The sequence below is a fragment of the Glycomyces mayteni genome, assembly GCF_042428885.1.
In the GTDB taxonomy this organism is placed as follows: Bacteria; Actinomycetota; Actinomycetes; order Mycobacteriales; family Micromonosporaceae; genus Glycomyces; species Glycomyces mayteni.
Window position 1 is genome coordinate 1,252,216 of sequence record NZ_JBHMBP010000001.1, and the last position, 17,647, is coordinate 1,269,862.

Annotated in this window: 13 protein-coding genes; 9 read left to right on the plus strand and 4 right to left on the minus strand. The window is 73.8% G+C overall.

Annotated elements, in window-relative coordinates; translation table 11 throughout:
- Positions 1-180 precede the first annotated feature (180 nt).
- The 6 genes from ACFFXY_RS05785 (at position 181) to mqnC (ending at position 7,555) form a co-directional block, all read left to right on the plus strand.
- The gene (locus ACFFXY_RS05785; protein WP_382346871.1) at positions 181-1,545 is read left to right on the plus strand and encodes an NlpC/P60 family protein; all 1,365 of its coding nucleotides are present in this window, start codon (positions 181-183) and stop codon (positions 1,543-1,545) included.
- Positions 1,546-1,652: 107 nt separating this feature from the next.
- Entirely contained in the window at positions 1,653-4,040 is a 2,388-nt protein-coding gene (locus ACFFXY_RS05790) for a hypothetical protein (RefSeq protein WP_382346874.1), read from the plus strand.
- A 149-nt stretch (positions 4,041-4,189) separates the two neighbouring features.
- Positions 4,190-4,504, plus strand: coding sequence for an HPr family phosphocarrier protein (locus ACFFXY_RS05795; protein ID WP_382346877.1), 315 nt, complete (start codon positions 4,190-4,192; stop codon positions 4,502-4,504).
- Positions 4,505-4,580: 76 nt separating this feature from the next.
- Positions 4,581-5,432, plus strand: coding sequence for a menaquinone biosynthetic enzyme MqnA/MqnD family protein (locus tag ACFFXY_RS05800; RefSeq protein WP_382346880.1), 852 nt, complete (start codon positions 4,581-4,583; stop codon positions 5,430-5,432).
- A gap of 107 nt (positions 5,433-5,539) precedes the next feature.
- Positions 5,540-6,310 (plus strand): FAD-binding oxidoreductase, encoded by a 771-nt coding sequence (locus ACFFXY_RS05805; protein ID WP_382346882.1) that lies wholly within the window; start codon positions 5,540-5,542, stop codon positions 6,308-6,310.
- Positions 6,311-6,403: 93 nt separating this feature from the next.
- A complete protein-coding gene (gene mqnC / locus ACFFXY_RS05810; RefSeq protein ID WP_359953900.1) occupies positions 6,404-7,555 on the plus strand; it encodes a cyclic dehypoxanthinyl futalosine synthase in 1,152 nt (383 codons plus the stop codon).
- A gap of 151 nt (positions 7,556-7,706) precedes the next feature.
- Here the strand turns inward: mqnC and ACFFXY_RS05815 are convergent, their stop codons facing one another.
- The 4 genes from ACFFXY_RS05815 to ACFFXY_RS05830 form a co-directional block, all read right to left on the minus strand.
- Positions 7,707-8,972, minus strand: coding sequence for a trypsin-like serine peptidase (locus ACFFXY_RS05815; RefSeq protein ID WP_382346887.1), 1,266 nt, complete (start codon positions 8,970-8,972; stop codon positions 7,707-7,709).
- 155 nt (positions 8,973-9,127) lie between these two features.
- Positions 9,128-10,939 carry a potassium channel family protein gene (locus ACFFXY_RS05820; protein ID WP_382346890.1) on the minus strand — a complete coding sequence of 604 codons (1,812 nt, stop codon included), beginning with the start codon at positions 10,937-10,939 and terminating at the stop codon, positions 9,128-9,130.
- Between the two features lie 96 nt (positions 10,940-11,035).
- Positions 11,036-12,061, minus strand: a complete 1,026-nt coding sequence (locus ACFFXY_RS05825) for a GNAT family N-acetyltransferase (RefSeq protein WP_382346893.1) — start codon at positions 12,059-12,061, stop codon at positions 11,036-11,038.
- A gap of 71 nt (positions 12,062-12,132) precedes the next feature.
- On the minus strand, positions 12,133-12,987 hold the full coding sequence (locus ACFFXY_RS05830) for a lytic transglycosylase domain-containing protein (protein ID WP_382346896.1): 855 nt from the start codon (positions 12,985-12,987) through the stop codon (positions 12,133-12,135).
- A 640-nt stretch (positions 12,988-13,627) separates the two neighbouring features.
- Between ACFFXY_RS05830 and ACFFXY_RS05835 the strand changes: the two genes are divergently transcribed.
- The 3 genes from ACFFXY_RS05835 to ACFFXY_RS05845 all read left to right on the plus strand — a co-directional run bounded on the left by ACFFXY_RS05835 (position 13,628) and on the right by ACFFXY_RS05845 (position 17,625).
- On the plus strand, positions 13,628-15,475 hold the full coding sequence (locus ACFFXY_RS05835; protein WP_382346899.1) for an adenylate/guanylate cyclase domain-containing protein: 1,848 nt from the start codon (positions 13,628-13,630) through the stop codon (positions 15,473-15,475).
- A gap of 195 nt (positions 15,476-15,670) precedes the next feature.
- Positions 15,671-16,975, plus strand: a complete 1,305-nt coding sequence (hemL, locus tag ACFFXY_RS05840; RefSeq protein WP_382346902.1) for a glutamate-1-semialdehyde 2,1-aminomutase — start codon at positions 15,671-15,673, stop codon at positions 16,973-16,975.
- A complete protein-coding gene (locus tag ACFFXY_RS05845) occupies positions 16,972-17,625 on the plus strand; it encodes a histidine phosphatase family protein (protein ID WP_382346904.1) in 654 nt (217 codons plus the stop codon). The genes hemL and ACFFXY_RS05845 overlap by 4 nt, the downstream gene beginning before the upstream one ends.
- Positions 17,626-17,647 lie beyond the last annotated feature (22 nt).

The window sequence follows — 17,647 nt, forward strand, 5'->3', positions numbered from 1 at the left end:
GCACGATTCGCTTGTGAGGCCGCGGGCCCGGCGGTGTGGGACCGATTCGGGCGGTTCGTCCGGGGTGGTGTGAGTTCGAGTGGCGGGCAACACGATCGGGGGCCGGGGGCAACCGTGGACGCGAGAGTTGCGTGTCTTCGGTACAGTATCCGTGGCTTCCCCCACAGAAGGACACCTCACATGCGCGTTTCACGGTTCGGTGCCCGCATGATCGCCGCCGCCAGTGCGGCGGCCGTCGTCTTCGGCGGGGCGCTGCCCGCGTTCGCCGAACCCGGGGTGACGGTCCCCGACGACGGCTCGCGGCCCCTCGGCGGGGCGGGCGACGACACGCCCGTCACCAACCCCGAGACCGCCGACGGCCCCCTGGGCGACCAGGTCACCGCCGCCTCGATCGACCTCGCGCAGCTCGCCGAGGAGACCACCGCCGCGCAGGACGAGTGGACCGCCCGCGAGACCCGCCTCGCCGCCGCCCAGACCGAGTGGACCGCGACGACCGGCGAGCTCGCCGCCGCGCAGGACGCCCTCGACTTCGCCGCGGGCGAGGCCTACGCCGACACCGCGGGCGTCCCCGAGGCCGAGCTCCCGGACCTGACCGGGCTCGCGCCCGTCGGGGGCGAGTGGGACCTGCCCGCGCTGTCCGCCGACCTCGACGACGCCGCCACCGCCGAGCAGGTCGCCCGCGCCGCCTACGACGCCGCCGTCCTCTCCGCCGACCGCGCCGAGACCCGCTACCTCGCCCTCGACACCGAGTTCGACGCCGCGCAGGCCGCGCTCGACCTGCTCGTCGAGCAGAACCGCGAGGCCCTGGAGCAGCTCGAACGCGAACGCGAGGCCGCCGCCGCCCAGTACTCCGACGACTTCTCGTCCGAAGTCGACGGCTGGGACGCCGCCCCCGAGGCGAAGAAGGCCGTCGAGTACGCGCTCGCGCAGCTCGGCGACCCGTACGTGTGGGGCGCCGAGGGACCCGACTCCTTCGACTGCTCCGGGCTCGTCCAGTCCGCGTACGCCTATGCGGGCGTGAGCCTCCCGCGCGTCGCCGCCGACCAGTACAACGCGACCCGCGACAAGCCCGTCGACGTCGAGAAGCTCCTCCCCGGCGACCTCCTCTACTGGTGGGACGACCCGGGCAACTGGCAGTCCGTCTACCACACCGGCATGTACCTCGGCGACGGCAAGATGATCCAGGCCCCGCGCACCGGCGACGTCGTGAAGATCTCCTCGATCTGGTTCACGAACTTCGCGGGCGCCCACCGCGTGGTCGACGCGATCCAGACCGACCCCGGGGCCGGGAACCCGACGCAGACCCCCGGCGAGCCCAGCTCCCCGGACGACGACCCGACCACGAGCACGCCCCGGCCGACGCCCAGCGAGACCGAGTCGCCCAGCCCGGACCCCGAGCCCACCGACAGCGAGTCGCCGTCCGAGTCGCCCTCGCCGAGCCCCACCGACGACCCGCAGACGCCCACCGAGGACGAAGGCGAGTCGCCGACGCCGACGCTGGCCGACACGGTCGCCGGGGCGCTCCTGCGCCAGACCGCGGCCTGAGAGGCGTCCCCGGGTAGTGGGAAGGCGTGCACGCGACGCGACCGGATGATGGCACGATGGTCACCGAGGTGCCCGAATGACGACGCTCCAGCCCCGAGGAGGCTTCCGTGGACGGAAACAGCTGTAGCTCCTGCGGCCAGCGGCTCACGTCCGGGCAGCGCCGCTGCCCCCAGTGCGGCGCCCCCCTGCCGCCCCCGATCGGCGGCTTCCCCGCGGAGCCGAACTACCCGCCGCCCGCCGGGTACGGCGCGCCGCCGTCCTACGCGCCCCCCGGTGCGCCCCAGGCGTACGGCGCGGCCGCGGTCCCCCAGTACGCCCCGCCCGGCGACCCCCAGGCCTACGCGCCCCCGCCCGAGCCCCAGTACGCGCCGCCCGGCGCCTACCAGCCGACCGCCCACCCCGAACCGCCCCTGAACCAGGGCGGCCCCAACCAGGGCTACGCGGCCGTCCCGCCCCCGAACCAGCCGTACGGCGCCCCGCAGCAACAGCAGCAGTGGGCCCCGCCGCCCGCCCAGGGCTCGGCCGCCGTCCCCCCGCCCATGCCACCGCAGGGCCAGGCCGCGGTCCCGCAAGCACCGCAGTACGGCTCGGCCCCGGTCCCCCCGCCGCCCGCATACGGCGCCGCGCAGGTCCCCGCCTACCCGCCGCCCCCGCAGCAGGGCCAGTACCCGCCCTACCAGCCGCCGCAGCCGCCCGGCCAGCCCTACCAGTCGGCCCCGCCGCCGTACCAGTCCTCGCAGTCGCTGCCGCCGGTCGCGTCCGCGCCCTCGACGGTCCCGCCGGTCTCCCCGCCGCCTCCGGCCTTCCCGCCGCCGGCCGCGAACCCGACGTTCACCGAACCGCCCTCGGCGTCCTCCCCGGTCACCGGCCCGCCCTACGCGCCGCCCGCGAGCAGCGGCTTCAGCCTGCCGTCCGCCGACTCCGGCATGTTCGCGCCGCCCGGCGCCCCGCCCGCGCCCGACCTCCCGGCCCCCGCCCCCGACGGCACCCAGATCCTGCGCCGCACCCCGCCGCCCCTCGAAGCGCCCTTCGCCGATCCGGGCCCGACCGCGCCCGCCGTCCCCGCGGCCGCCCCGCCCGGGTTCAGCGTGCCCTCCTCCGAGAGCAGCCCCGGCGCCGCGTACGCCCCCGGCTTCACCGTCCCCGGCGCCGAACCCGCCGAACCGGCGGTGTCGTTCAGCAGTCCCGCGTTCAGCAGCCCTGCGCCAAGCAGTCCCGCGCCCAGCACCCCTGCATCGACCAGTCCCGCCTTCGGCGACCCGGCGACCAGCGCCCCTGCCGCCGGTCCCGCGTTCAGCACCCCGGGCGCCGAGAGCGCCGTCTTCGGCACCCCGGCCGCCGAGAGCGCCGCGTTCAGCGCGCCCGCCCCCGAGCCCGAACCGGCCCCGCCCGCTCCTCCCACCGCACCCGCGGTCCCCGCGCCGCTCGCGGAGGACGACGACGAGGACGGCGCCTGGGACACCCTCCCCGACCCCGAGGAGCCCGACGACGACGCCGAGCTCAGCGACGAGGACGAGTCCGCGCTGGCGGGCCTCGGCGACGAGGTCCCCGGCGAGTCCCTGCCGCCCGCCCCGGCGGACGCGCCCGGCCTCGGCGACGACCCGGAGTCCGTCGTGGAACCGGAGCTGGAGGAGGCCCTCGCGGTCGCCGCCGTGGTCGAGGCCCCGAGCCCCGGCGCCGACCTGGTCGAGACCGCCGGAGCCGCCGCCGACATCGCCGGCGTCCCCGTGGACGACGTCCCCGAGCCCGTGATCGGCCTGGGCGCCAAGGCGTTCAGCGACGCCGTGATGAGCGACGCCGTCGCGAAGGCCTCAGCGGACCTCGAATCCGGAGTCACCCTCAACGAGCGCAGCGCCGACCCGGTCGCCGTGGACCCGGCCCCCGAGCCGACCCCGGCCCCCGAGCCGACCCCGGCCCCCGAACCCACGCCGCCGCAGCCCGTCCCCACCCCGCCGGTGCCCGACCCGCTGCCGCCGGAGCCGACCCCGGTCCCCGAGCCGGAACCGGTCCCGCACCCCGAGCCGACGCCGCCGCAGCGCCCCGAGCCCGGCCCCGTCCCGGACCCCGAGCCCGTGCCGCGCCCGGAGCCCACGCCGCCGCCGTCGTACCTGTACGCCGACGACAGCCCGTTCTCCGACGCCGCCCCGTACGAGGAGCCGGTCCCCGCGCCCACGCCCGCCGCCCCGCAGGCCCCGGTCGAGGCCGACACGCCCCCGTCCGAGGCCCCCGAGGAGGGCCCGCGGACCGAGGCCGAGTCCTCGCGCAAGAAGATCGTGAACGCGCCCGACATCAGCCTCTTCGAGGAGCCGACCACCAAGACCGGCGCGCACAAGCTGCCGCCCGCATCCTGGCCGCCCGCCGACGAGGAGGGCTACCGGCGCGGCCGCGCCCGCGTCCAGAACCACCTCGACCGCTCCGAGCTGCCCGAGCACATCCCGCTCCCGCGGCCCACCGTCTACGGCGCCAAGCCCGAGGACGACGCCCCCGAGGGCTGACCGCTCTGTCCCGCTTCTCGCTGCAATAGCCCGAAAACACGCCCGCCGTCCCCGCGCCCGGTCCATGCTGTTGCTGGAGGGCCGCCGCGGCGGCCCGGCGGCGGCGACCACCAGGTCCGGGCGCCGCTGAACCGGGGGAGGGGAGCAGCATGGCCGAGCGCCGTGTGAAAGTGAGCACAGAGGTCGGGATCCAGGCGCGGCCCGCGACGGTGTTCGTGGAGACCGCGGCCTCGTCGCCCGGCGAGGTGACGATCGCGAAGACCGGCGACGACCAGTCGCACGACGCGAAGTCGATCCTCCAGGTGCTCGTCCTCGACGTGCGCCCCGGCGACGAGATCGTCCTGACCGGCGACGACGAGGACGTCCTCGACCGGCTCGTCGCGCTCGTCACCGCCGACGGCGCCGACGGCGAGCACGCCGGGTCCGACGGCGGGAAGGACCTCGCGGACATCGACGAACGCTGAAACCTTGGTGACGCCGGCGACGCCGTCGCCCTCTCGGGACCGTCCTAGGACTCCGAGGGGGGATACGGTCGGAACCGTGAACAACGCGCGACGCCCGAGGGTCGGCCACATCGCCTTCCTCAACTGCATGCCCATCTACTGGGGACTGGCCCGCACGGGCGCGCTGCTCGAATTCGAGCTGCGGCGCGACGCGCCCGACGAACTCAGCCGCCTCCTCGTCGAAGGCGACCTCGACATCGGCCCGATCACCCTCGTCGAGTACCTCAAGCACGCCGACGACCTGCTGCTCATCCCCGACCCGGCGGTCGCCGCCGACGGCCCGGTCCTCAGCGTCAACCTCGTCTCGAAGGTCCCCCTCGCCGACCTGCCCGCCGAGCCGCGCGTCTCGCTCGCGTCGTTCTCGCGCACCGGCGTCCTCCTCGGCAAGATGCTCCTGGAGGACCGCTACGGCCGCAAGCCCGCCTACCGGGTCACCGCGCCCGACGTGGACTCCGCGCTCGACGGCGCCGACGCGGCCGTCCTCATCGGCGACGAAGCCCTCCGCGTCCACCACGACCCGCAGGGCAACCACGTCCTCGACCTCGCCGCCGAATGGAAGGACTGGACCGGCCTGCCCATGGTCTTCGCCGTGTGGGCCGTGCGCCGCGACTACGCCGAAGCCCACCCCGGGCTCGTCAAGGACGTCCACCTCGCCTTCCGCGACTCCGTGCGCCTCAGCCGCGCCGAGATCGACGCGGTCGTCGCCTCCGCCGCCCGCTGGGAGCCCTTCGCGCCCGCCGCGCTCGCCGAGTACTTCGACCGCCTCCAGTTCGGCCTCAGTGAGCGGCACCTCGCGGGCCTGCGGGAATTCGCCTCCCGCGCCGCCCGTTACACGGAAGTGAAAGACCTTTCGCCCGAAGGGCCCGAATTCTTCGACAGTGACATCTGAACACCAGTGACATCTGCGCGGACGCAGCGAATGCGCGACCGCACCGACCGACACTCCGCGACCGAACACCCCGCCACCGACACCCCGCGCGACGAGAGGACCGCCCCGTGGCCATCGAGCTGAAGCAGCCCCGCAAGAACCGCCCCGCGTGGCACAAGCTCACCGTCAGCGCCGTCCGGGCCCTCACCGACGACGCCGTGGAGGTCACGCTCGCCGTCCCCGAGCACCTGCGGCCCAAGTTCGACTTCAAGCCCGGCCAGCACCTCACGTTCCAGCGCGTCGAACCCGACGGCTCGGAGGTCCGCCGCTCCTACTCCCTCGCCTCCACCCCGCGCGAACTCGCCGAGCGCGGCACCCTGCGCCTGGGCATCCGCTCGATCCCCAAGGGCTCCTTCTCCGGGTACGCGAACCGGAGCCTCCTGCCCGGCGACGTCCTCGAAGTGCTCCCGCCGCTCGGGAACTTCTGCACCGACATCCGGCCCGAGCGCCACTACGGCTCCGTCGTCGCCGGGTCCGGGATCACCCCGATCATCGCGATCGCCACCGCCGCCCTCGAATCCGGCGCGACCGTGACCCTCCTGTACTCCAACCGCACCGAGGACACCACGATGTTCGCGCCCGAACTGCGCGAACTCGAACGCGTCCACGGCGACCGCCTGCGCCTCCACCACGTGCGCACCCGCACCGACGGCCCCACGCCGCTGCTCACCGGCCGCCTCACGCCCGAACGCCTCCGCGAGGTCCTCGGCACCGTCGTCGACGCCCGCGAGGTCGACGAGTGGTTCCTGTGCGGCCCGTACGAGATGGTCCTCGGCGTCAAGGAGGTCCTCGAAGAGGCCGGGACCGGCGAGATCCACACCGAGCTCTACACGGTGTAGGAGCCGCGGCCGAGCGGCGCCGTCGGGTAACCCACGAGTCAATCCGCTCGGGCGCACTGTCCCGCAGGGCCTCGCGGCGGATACGCTTCGTGCATGGCCGAGATCGACGACATCCTCGCCCGCGCCGCCGACGGCGGCGCCATCAGCGCCGAGGAAGCCCTGCTGCTCTACACCGAAGCGCCCTTCCACCCCCTCGCCGAGGCCGCCGACACGGCCCGGCGGCGCGTCGTCGGCGACAACATCGTCACGTACATCATCGACCGCAACATCAACTACACGAACGTGTGCGTCACCGCGTGCAAGTTCTGCGCCTTCTACCGCGCCCCCAAGCACGACGAGGGCTGGGCGCACCCGATGGAGGAGGTTCTGCGCCGCTGCGGCGAGGCCGTGGGCCTGGGCGCGACGCAGGTCATGCTCCAGGGCGGGCACCACCCGGACTTCGGCGTCGAGTACTACGAGGAGCTGTTCTCCTCCGTCAAGCGCGAGTACCCGCAGCTGATGATTCACTCGATCGGGCCCTCCGAGATCGCGCACATGTCGAAGGTCTCCGGCGTGGAGATCGACGAGTCGATCCGCCGCATCAAGGCCGCCGGGCTCGACTCGATCGCCGGCGCCGGCGCCGAGATGCTCCCGGCCCGGCCGCGGACCGCGCTCGCGCCGCTCAAGGAGTCGGGCGAGCGCTGGCTGGAGATCATGGAGGCCGCGCACGGGCAGGGCCTCGAATCGACCGCGACGATGATGATGGGCACCGGCGAGACCGCGGCCGAGCGCATCGAGCACCTGCGGATGATCCGCGACGTGCAGGACCGCACGGGCGGCTTCCGCTCGTTCATCCCGTGGACGTACCAGCCGGAGAACAACCACCTCAAGGGCCGCACCCAGGCGACGACCCTGGAGTACCTGCGGCTCCTGGCGACCGCGCGCCTGTTCTTCCACAACGTGAAGCACCTCCAGTCGTCGTGGCTGACGACCGGGAAGGCCTCGGGGCAGCTCAGCCTCCACCTCGGCGTGGACGACCTCGGCTCGATCATGCTGGAGGAGAACGTCATCTCCTCGGCGGGCGCCCGCCACCAGTCGCGCCTCTCGGAGCTCATCGGCCTCATCCGCTCCGCCGACCGCATCCCGGCGCAGCGCGACACGCTGTACGAGCGCATGGCGATCCACTGGACGCCCGAGGACGACCCGACCGACGACCGCATCCGCTCCCACTACTCGACGATCGTCGCGGAGTTGCAGGTCAAGTAGGGCACTGCCGGAATGTGAACGGCGGTTCCGGGCAAATCGGGCGCCGCGAGGCGCCCCCGATTCAACAGTGCCCCAGGGGTACGACAACGAAGTGCATACGACGGCGGCGGCGGGGCGGACCATCGGTCCGCCCCCCCGCCGTTCGCCGTCGCTAGAGCAGGTGGCCGATCTCGGCCTTGATGAGCTGGGCGTTGACGCCCGAGTTGGGGCAGCCTCCGAAGTGGTGGAGGGCGACGACCTCGTGGGTGTCGCGGGAGATGACCGGGGAGCCGGAGGACCCGAACTCGGTGTCGCAGTAGTAGGAGACGTCGCTGCCCGCGACGTAGCCGTCGTAGACGGCGTTCTTGACGACGCAGTTGCCGCCGTCGACCGAGGACTCCATCGCGATCTCCGTGGGCCGACCGGCCGGGTGCTGCGGGATGTAGATCGCCTCGCCCGCCTTCGCGGGCTCGTCGGCCAGCTCCAGGTACCCGAACTGGTCGATGCGCGAGAAGTTGTCCACGGTGAACAGCGTGTAGTCCAGGGGCTTGGAGGTCTTCAGGACCTGCTGGCCGGAGACCTTCACCGGGATGTTCGCCGCGTCGGCGCCGCACGCGACGCAGTCGTACCCGAACCAGACCTCCGTCTGCTGGGCCTCCCACGTCTCCGTGAAGCAGTGGTGGTTGGTGAGCATCCGGTTGTCCTCGCCCACCCGGAACGCCGTGCACAGCACGGTCCCGTCGATGAGCAGGCGCGCCACCGGCTCCGCGTGCTCCACGACCTCCGGGTACGAGGACCGGTAGCACGCCGAGGACTTCTTCTCGTCGCCCGAGCAGACGCTCTCCTCCGGGCGGGCCGCGTCGGCCTGCTCGGCCACGAGCGCGTCCACCACGTCCGAGGCGAACCCGTATGCGGCCCGGTCGATGAGCACCCCGAGCGCGTCGGACGCCGGGCTCGACTCGGCCCGGTGGAGCTCCACGATCGCGGTGTCGCCGGTGATGGAGGTCGCCCACGTGTCGACCAGGGACTCCTCATACCGGTACGACTCGGCGCCGTCGGGGCTGGACACCGTCACGTAGTCGCCGTCGTCGAGCAGCAGCCGCTCGAAGTGGACCTTCACGTACCCCGCGTCGGGCCCCGAGACCGTCACCGCGTCCTGCGCGTCCGCGTACGTCAGCGACTCGGTCAGCGCCTCGACCTCGCCGACGTCGACCAGGCCCAGCAGCGAGTCGTCCACCGGGAGGAGCTCCGAAGCACCCGCGAGGGCCTCGGACACCGGGTCGTCGGCGAACGCCGTGGGGACCACGACCGCCGCGCCCCCCAGCGCCAGAGCGCCCGCGGTCGCCGCGAGGACGGCCTTGCGGCGCTTGCGCTTCAGGCTCCCCGCGCCTCCGGCGCCGTCTCGATCCGCCCGCGGTCTCCGCTCGCTCGCCGCCACTGCCGGCCCCTTCCGTGAGAGATGTTTCCACGGTTGAAACGAGCGAGCGGCCCGGAAGTTGCGCACACTCACACCAACCGGCGAGGGTCACAGGCGGACGGACGCGGCCCGGATCGCCGGTGGAGGGTGGGGCGCACTCACCCGACCGGCGAGACTCACAAGCGGCCGAAGTCGTCCTCGTCCTCTGCGGGGCGCGGCGCGCAGCATGCGCGAACCTCGTTGAGGCCCTTGCGGGTGACGAGCACCAGGAGCGTGTCGCCGTGGGTGATCTGGAAGCCCGCGTCGGGGTTCCACCTGACGTTCCCGGTCGGGCGGCGCACCGCGAGGAGCCGGTGGGAGCCGGGGACGGTCGCCTGGCGGGCGGGGACGTCGTCGAGCCACGCGCCCTCCTCCACCGTCACCTCCGCGATGTACGCGATCTGGCCGCGCACCGGGATCGTCTCCAGGATCTCGTCGTCGGTGAGCTCGCGCGCGAACGACCCCGCGGCGACCTGCGGCGCACTGTACGAAGAGTGCTGCGACGCCTCGTGGAGCGACCGGTTCTTGTTCAGGTTCCGGCGGATCAGGGCCGCGAACTCGGGGTCGTAGATGCGCATGACCGTGCGCAGGTCCGGCTTGCACTCCAGCCCCGACAGGGCCGTCTCCAGGTTCGCGGAGTCCTGCTTCGCCATCGCCACCAGCGACCGCGAGTACTTGACCTCGGCCTCCTGGAGCGTCGCCGGGCGGCTCGCGTCCCCCAGGAGCACCTGCGCGCCCGCGGCCCGCGCCGCGCGCACGCCGATCGCGTCCCGGTCCTTCTCGATGGCCACCACCGGGATGCGCCGCTCCCGCAGCGTCTCCACCACGCGCGTCCCCATGTTGCCCAGGCCCACGACGATGACGTGGTCGCGCACCGCGCGCACCATCCGGCCCTCGGCGAGCGCGTACCGGCGCTCCACCACGGCCTGGACGATCGCACCGGTGACCACCGGGATGAGCAGCGCCCCCGAGACGACCACGACGACGTGCGTCAGCCGCAGCTCCCAGTGGTCGGTCGTGTCCGGGTCGGCGCCGCCCGCGGCCATCATCGCGAGCATGTACAGCGCGTCCCAGAAGTCCCCGTTCACCTCCCGGCTCGCGTTGAGGCTGTTCACCGTCAGCAGCGTCGTCATGCCGCCGAGCATCACCGCCATGAGGACGGCCGCGGCCATCCACAGGCCCTTGGAGAACGTGCGCCGCAGCGTGTGCAGCGACTGCCGGAACCACTGCCGCACCCGCTCCCACATCGGACCGACCCACCGCCGCGCGGCGACCGGCTCCAGGCACAGCAGCCGCACCGCCTCGTCGGCGTCCTCGGGCCGGTCGGGGTCCGGGGGGATCATGTCGACGCCGAACTCGTTGCCGGTGGCGACGACCCACTGCGCCTGCGCCCGCGGGTCGCCCGCGCGCGCGAGGTACAGGCGCCGCTCCCAGATGACGATGTCGCCGGGCGGGATCTGCTCCAGGGCCGCGGCCGCGTAGGTGCGGGCGACCATGTCGGCGTCCGACTTGACGAATACGCCGTCGTCGCCGAGGAGCTTCTGCATGTGGGCCCGCAGCCCGCTGTTGTACATGCGGATGACCAGGCGCGGGAGGGTGTCGTCGTTGAGGTAGCGGGACATCTCGCGCAGCTTCAGCGCGAGGTGGAGGTTCCCGACGTCGTTCTGGTCCATGAGGGCGACCGCGTACGCGTCGGTGAGCCCGGCGTCGCGGATGACGTCGGCGTCCACGTTGCGGGCCTCGCGGATGGTGAGGCGGTGGTTGTGCTCGGCGGCCCGGCGGATCTCCTCGCGCTGGCCGCCGGGGCCGGAGGGGATGACGGCGACGACGTGGAACGCGAAGTTGTCGACGAGGTTCCTGATGAACCTGAGGGTGAGCCCGTTGTCGCCGACGACGATGACGCGGCGCTCGTGGCGCGCGTCGTCGGGGTCGGTGTGGCGGGGGTGCATGACCGTCAGTGTAAAGAACATTCGCAAACGGTTGCGGTACAGATGTTCACAGAATCTTCACAAGCGGCCCGCCGAGCGGCCCGCCCGGCGGGCCGGTCAGGCGGGGCGGGCGAGGCGGGACAGGAGCTTGTCGACGTCCGCCTCGTAGTCGTACCAGTCGACGTCGTGGACGAAGCCGAGCTCGCCGTTGATCCAGCGGACGTCGTCGGCGGAGTCGAGAGTCCAGGTCTGGACGTCCACGAGCTGCGGTTCTGCCCGGCGCAGCTCGGTCAGGAGGCGCGCCTTCATGGTCATCGCGAGCCCGTAGGAGCGGTGGGCGGGGGCGACGACGGTGTCGTACTGGTCGGCGCGGGTGGGCCGCTGCGCGGAGACGACGAGCTCGGTGAGGCCCACGACGTTCCCGTACGGCTCGGAGACGGCCACGGCGATGTGCGAGCGCATGCCGCGGCGCGCGAGCGTCTGGAAGGAGTCGCGGAGGGCCGGCGCGTAGGCCGAGCCGCGCCACTCGGGCACGAACGCGACGTTCCCAGGGGCCGACCGCAGGTTCGCCTTGACGTCGGCGTAGGAGTCCATGAGGCGGTCGGGGACGCCCCCGGCGTGGTATTCGAGGCGGTACCCGGCGGCGAGGCGACCGGCGGCGTGCTCGATCTTCTCCCAGTCGATGTCGGCCCAGCGCAGGAGGTGGCGCTGCTCCACGGTGGAGCGGGCGAAGCCGTGCCGGTCGTAGAAGCCGACGGCGGGGGTGGTCGCGATGACCTCCACGGACAGGGTCCGGCAGCCGCCGGCCTTGGCGCACTCGGCGACGGCGCGGAGCAGTCGCGTGCCCACGCCCTTGCCGCGCGCGGACGGCCTGGTGGACATCTCGACGACGCCGGTGCCCGCCTGCTCGCCGCCGAAGACGATGAGGCTGGCGTGGCCGACGAGGTCGCCGTCGGCGTCGCGGTCGAGGAAGAGGTGCCGCTCGTCCTCGGGGAGGGTCGCGTCGAGGTAGTCGCGGAGGCGGTCGGTGCGCCAGCGCGGTTCGGCGGGCATGTCCGCGGCGGTCATGTCGTTGAGCACCGAGCACCAGTCGCGGAGGTCGTCGTCCGTCATCTCGCCGGGAGCGAGCTGCTTCAGGGGCATCTCTTATCCTTACCCGAAATCGTCACCGAACGGAACCCCCGGCTCACCGATCGCAGCGGTCGGGGCCTCTGTCAGGCGGTGCTCGTCCTGCCGTACTGGTCGGCGCGGTCGAACACCTTCTGCACGTAGTCGTCCCTGGGGTTGTAGGAGTTGACGGCCTTCTGCCAGCCGTCCGGGGTCGCGAGGTCGCGGTCGCCGTGGCAGAGGTAGTTGGCGGCGGCGGTGACGGCGTCGTCGATGTCGTCGGGGTTGAACAGGCCGTCCTTGTCGCCGTCGGCCTTCCACGTCTCCCAGGTGCTGGGGAGGAACTGCATGGGGCCCATCTCGTCGTAGTCGGCGCCGCGGATGGGGGTGAGGGTGGTGCCGTCGGCCTGGACCCGGTTGCCGCCGGTGGTGCCGTGGTTGGTCTCGGTGGCGCCGATCCCGGCGAGGGTGGTCCAGGAGAGGTTGCAGCCGGGGTTCTCGACCGCGGAGACGAGCTCGGCGCGGCCGTAGGCGACGAGGACGCGCTCGGGGATGCCGAGGTGGGCGAGGCTGCGGGCCCACGAGTCGAGGTCGGTGGCGCCGGCCTGGGTGGTGGTGCCGTCGGTGGGGGAGCCGGTGGCGGCCTCGTCGAGGTCGTCGGTCTCGGCGGGGAGCCCGGCGGCGGGGGCGTCCTCGGGGGTGAGGACGAGCGGGGCCTCCTCGGCCTCGGGGCTGGGCTCGGTGCCGAAGGACCAGGCGGGTCCGGCGCCGGGGACGACGAGCCATCCGGCGGCGAGCGCGCCGGTGACCGCGAGGACCGTGAGCGCGACCTGGACGCCGAGGCGGCCCGCGGGGGCGCGCAGGGCGCGCCAGGCGGCGCGGACGCCCCTGCCGGCGGCCTTGAGGGCGCGCCAGGGGAGGAGTGCGAGGCGGCGTGCGAGGCGTCGGAGGAGGTGCAGCACGGGTGCGGGTCGTCCTTTCTCGATCGTGGCGGCCGGTGGTGCGGCGGGGCTTGCGGCGGTGAACGCGTCGGCGCCCGGGGCGGAGCGGAGTCGGCGCTGGCGGGAGCGCGCGGGCGCGGTGCGGCGCGCCCAGTATGCACCCGCGGGGCGGCGCGCGTGCGGCGCCGCGGCGGGACCGGACTGAATGCGAGTATTCCCTAGTTTCGTTCCCGCGGGCAACGCCTGAGGGGCAACAATTCTCCCGGCTGCCCGCTACCGGCGGGCGGCCGGATCGTTCTCCTATATCGGATCGGTGGTTGCCACGAGCAAACCCGCGTCGAGAAGGCCTCACGTCCGCGGAAGGGCAAGGAGACACGGCCATGCGGAGTGCCAGTTCCCATCACGGCAGGTAACCGACTGAGATGGGGGTGACACTGTGAGGCCGCTGGGCATTTGTGCCCGCGCACCAGCGCGCCACAGCCCGGCATACGGGGGCTGAACGAAAGTTGACCGACACGTGGATACGACAACGGCATCGCACGCCGCACTGGCTTCCTTTTCGATGCTTGGCAACGAGAGACCGGATCTTCGGAACCCGTCGGACGGGGGCGGGGTCCGGCCGTTCGCGAATGCGGCGCCCGCATTCGATTCTCCGTCCGATGTGGCCGGACTTCCGGCGGCCGGCGGGGGCGGCGAGGGCCCGTCGGGACCGGCACTGCTGCCCGCCGGGGACGTCACGTTCCTGTTCACCGACATCGAGGGCTCCACGCGCCTGGCCTCCGGGCTCGGCGCCGAGCGCTACCGGGTCGTCCTCCACCGCCACCGCGCGCTCGTCCGCGAGGTCCTGAGGGACTGCGGCGGCGTCGAGATCGACACCGAGGGCGACTCGTTCTTCGTGGCGTTCCACGACGCGGCCTCGGCCTGCGCCGCCGCGGCCGGGATCCAGACGGCGCTCCACGGCGCAGACTGGCCCGACCACGGCTCGGGGCCGCTGCGCCCGCGCGTGCGCATGGGCCTGCACACCGGCGAGGCCTGGCCCTCCGCGGGCGGGTACGCCACGCCCGAGGTCCACAGGACGGCGCGCATCTGCTCCGCGGCCCACGGCGACCAGATCCTGGCGTCCGCGGCGTGCGCGGCCGCCGCGGGCCTGCCGCCGACCCGGGTGCGCCGCCTCGGCGACTTCGAGCTGCGCGGCCTGCCCGGCGCCACCGAACTGGTCCAGATCGACACGCCCGGCCTTCCTGAGTCCTTCCCGCCGCCGTCGTCGCGCCCCCGCCGCCACAACCTGCCGCACGCTTTGAAGCCGCCCGTGGACCGCCCCGAGGACGCCCGCGAACTGGACCGGGCGTTCGCCGTCAGCCGCATGGTCGCCCTCTCCGGGCTGCCCGGGTGCGGCAAGACCGTGTTCGCGAAGGCCTGGGCCCGCAAGCGCCTCGCCTGCTACGAGCACGGCGTCTGGTACTCCGACGCCGGACCCGACCTCGGCCGGGCCCTCCTCGACGCCCTGGACCTGCGCTCGGAGCCGCTGCGCGACCCGATGGCCACGGTCACCGACCACTTCCGCGACCGGCGTGCGCTCCTCGTCGTGGACGGCACCGACCGCCTCGGCGCCGAGCGCCGCTCCGAGCTGCTGCTGCTCCTGGAGTCCTGCCCGGAGCTCCACCTGCTCGCCGTGGGCCGCAGGCCGATCGACCTGCCGGGGGCCGTCAAGCGCTCCCTGGACCTGCCCGCGGGCGCCGTGGGCGCCGCGATGCTCGCCGGGTTCTGCGAGGACCGCGGCGCGCCGTGGACGGCCGCCGACTGCCGCGGCCTGGCCGCCGCCGTCGAGAACTTCCCGCCCGCGCTCCTGGCGCTCGCCGACCTCGTCGCGCTCGCTTCGCCGCAGGCGGCCCTGCGGCGGCTGCGCGACGACCCGGTCGCGGTCCTCGACGCGGGCGGGCGGTTCCGCGCCGCCATCGACGACGCCGTCGCCGCGATCTCCGGCCCCGCCCGCGCGGTCCTCCTCGAACTCGCCGCGCGCGAGCGGGGCGCGAGCGTCGACGAGGTCCTCGACCTGTGCCGCCAGAGGGACGGCAGCCTCGAAGCGCTCGTCGAGCTCGTGGACGCCGCCCTCGTGGTCATCGAGCGGCCCGCCATGGACCAGGCCGTCTACCGGGTCCCCGCGCCGCTCCGCTGGCTCCTCGCCGGCCCCGACGCGGTCCCGGAACCGGCCCCCGCGGCCCGCCTCGACCTCGCCGAGCGCCTCGTCCACCCGGTCCCGTTCAACGCCCCGCGCCTGCGCGCGGTCGCCTTACGGGCACCTGCTCACCGCCGAGCGGCCCGACTGGTGTCCGCGCCTGCGCGCGGTCGCCTTACCGGGGCGCGGTCGCGGCAGCGGTCCGGCCGGTCCGATCCGGCCCGGGCCGCCCTCCGAGCACCGGAAGACATGGCGGGGTCCGCACCCGTCTTCCGGGCACCGGAAAGCATGGCGGCGGGGTTCACACCCCGCCGCCGCCACTCTTCCGGGTGACACGGGCGGCCCGGGGCGGCGTTTCTGTCGTACCCGCGCGGGAGGCTGGTCCGGTCCGGTCCCCGGGGTGGGTGGGGGCTGGGGATGGAACCACTACTACCCCGCCCACCCGCCCTGCGGGCGGCGCGCGTCGCGTCCGCCATGCCGTCCGAGGCGAACCCGTGAGCCGCGCGGGGCGTGTGCGATGCTGGGGCCGTGACTGACAGGCAACCGGGGCCGCTCGACCGCTCCCGCTCGAAGGCCGCCGCCGAACGGGCGGCGCGTGTCATCCCCGGCGGCGTGAACTCGCCGGTCAGGGCCTTCCGGGGCGTCGGCGGGGACCCCGTGTTCATCGCGGAGGCCAAGGGCGCGCGGATGACCGACGTCGACGGGAACACGTACGTCGACCTCGTCGGCTCGTGGGGCCCGCTCATCCTCGGCCACGCCCACCCCGACGTCGTCGCCGCGCTCGCCGAGGCCGCCGCCCGCGGCACCTCCTACGGGGCGCCGACCGTCGGCGAGATCGAGCTCGCCGAGCTCATCATCGACCGCACGCCCTGCGAGATGGTCCGCCTCGTGTCCTCCGGCACCGAGGCCACCATGAGCGCCGTGCGCCTCGCCCGCGCCGCCACCGGCCGCGACAAGGTCATCAAGTTCGCGGGCTGCTACCACGGCCACGCCGACTACTTCCTCGCCGAAGCCGGGTCCGGGGTCGCCACCCTCGGCCACCCCGACTCGCCCGGCGTCCCCGCCGCCGCCGCGGCCGACACGGTCGTGGTGCCCTACAACGACCTCGGCGCCGTCGAGGCCGCGTTCGCCGCCCACCCCGGGCAGATCGCCGCCGTCATCACCGAGGCCGTCCCCGGCAACATGGGCGCTGTCGCCCCCCTCGACGGGTTCAACGAGAAGCTCTACGCCGCCGCGCACGCCCGCGGCGCGCTCCTCATCTCCGACGAGGTCATGACCGGCTTCCGCGTCGCCCCCGGCGGCCTCGCCGCCCCCGCCGACCTGTACACGTACGGCAAGGTGATGGGCGGGGGCCTGCCCGCCGCCGCGTTCGGCGGCCGCGCCGACCTCATGTCGATGATCAGCCCCGCCGGGCCCGTCTACCAGGCCGGGACGCTCTCGGGCAACCCCCTCGCCGTCGCCGCCGGGCTCGCGACCCTCCGCGCCTGCGACGACGCCGTCTACCGCACCCTCGACGCCACCGCCGCCGAGATCCAGCGCATGGCCGCCGAAGCCCTCACCAAGGCCGGCGTCCCGCACTACGTGTCCGCGCCCTCGAACCTGTTCTCCGTGTTCTTCACCGACACGCCCGTCAAGGACTTCACCGAGGCGAAGACCCAGGACACGGCCGCGTTCGGGGCGTTCCACAACGCGATGCTCGAACACGGCGTGTACCTGCCGCCCAGCGCGTTCGAGTGCTGGTTCACGTCCGCCGCGATCGACGAGGAAGCCCTGTCACACATCGAACAGGCGCTGCAACCCGCCGCCGAAGCCGCGGCTAAGGTGCGCTCATGAGCGGCTCCAAGACCATCGTCCACCTGCTGCGCCACGGCGAGGTCCACAACCCGGAGGGCATCCTCTACGGGCGCCTGCCCGGGTACGGCCTGTCCGAGCTCGGCCGGGAGATGGCCGTGGCCGCCGCCGAGCGGCTCGCCAAGCGCGACATCGTCCACGTCGGCGCGTCCCCCCTCCAGCGCGCCCAGGAGACCGCCGAGCCCGTCGCCGCCTCCCACCGCCTCCACACCGTCACCTACGACGGCGTCATCGAGGCCGGGAACTCCTTCGAGGGCCTCAAGGTCGGCGTCGGCGACGGCGCCCTGCGCGAGCCCCGCTACTGGTGGCGCCTGCGCGACCCCTTCCGCCCCTCCTGGGGCGAGGCGTACCTCGACATCGCCCGCCGCATGATGGACGCCGTCGACAAGGCCCGCGCCGCCGCCGACGGCGCCGAAGCGGTCATCGTCTCCCACCAGCTGCCGATCTGGACGGTCCGCCGCTTCGCCGAGCGCAAGCGCCTCTGGCACGACCCGCGCAAGCGCCAGTGCGCCCTCGCGTCCGTCACCAGCTTCGTCTACGAAGGCGAGTCGCTCGCCCGCGTCGAGTACTCCGAACCGGCCGCGCACCTCGTGCTCAGGTCCGCGTCGGCCCGGCGGGCCAAGGGCGCCTGACCGTGGGGCTGCGGCGGAGGAC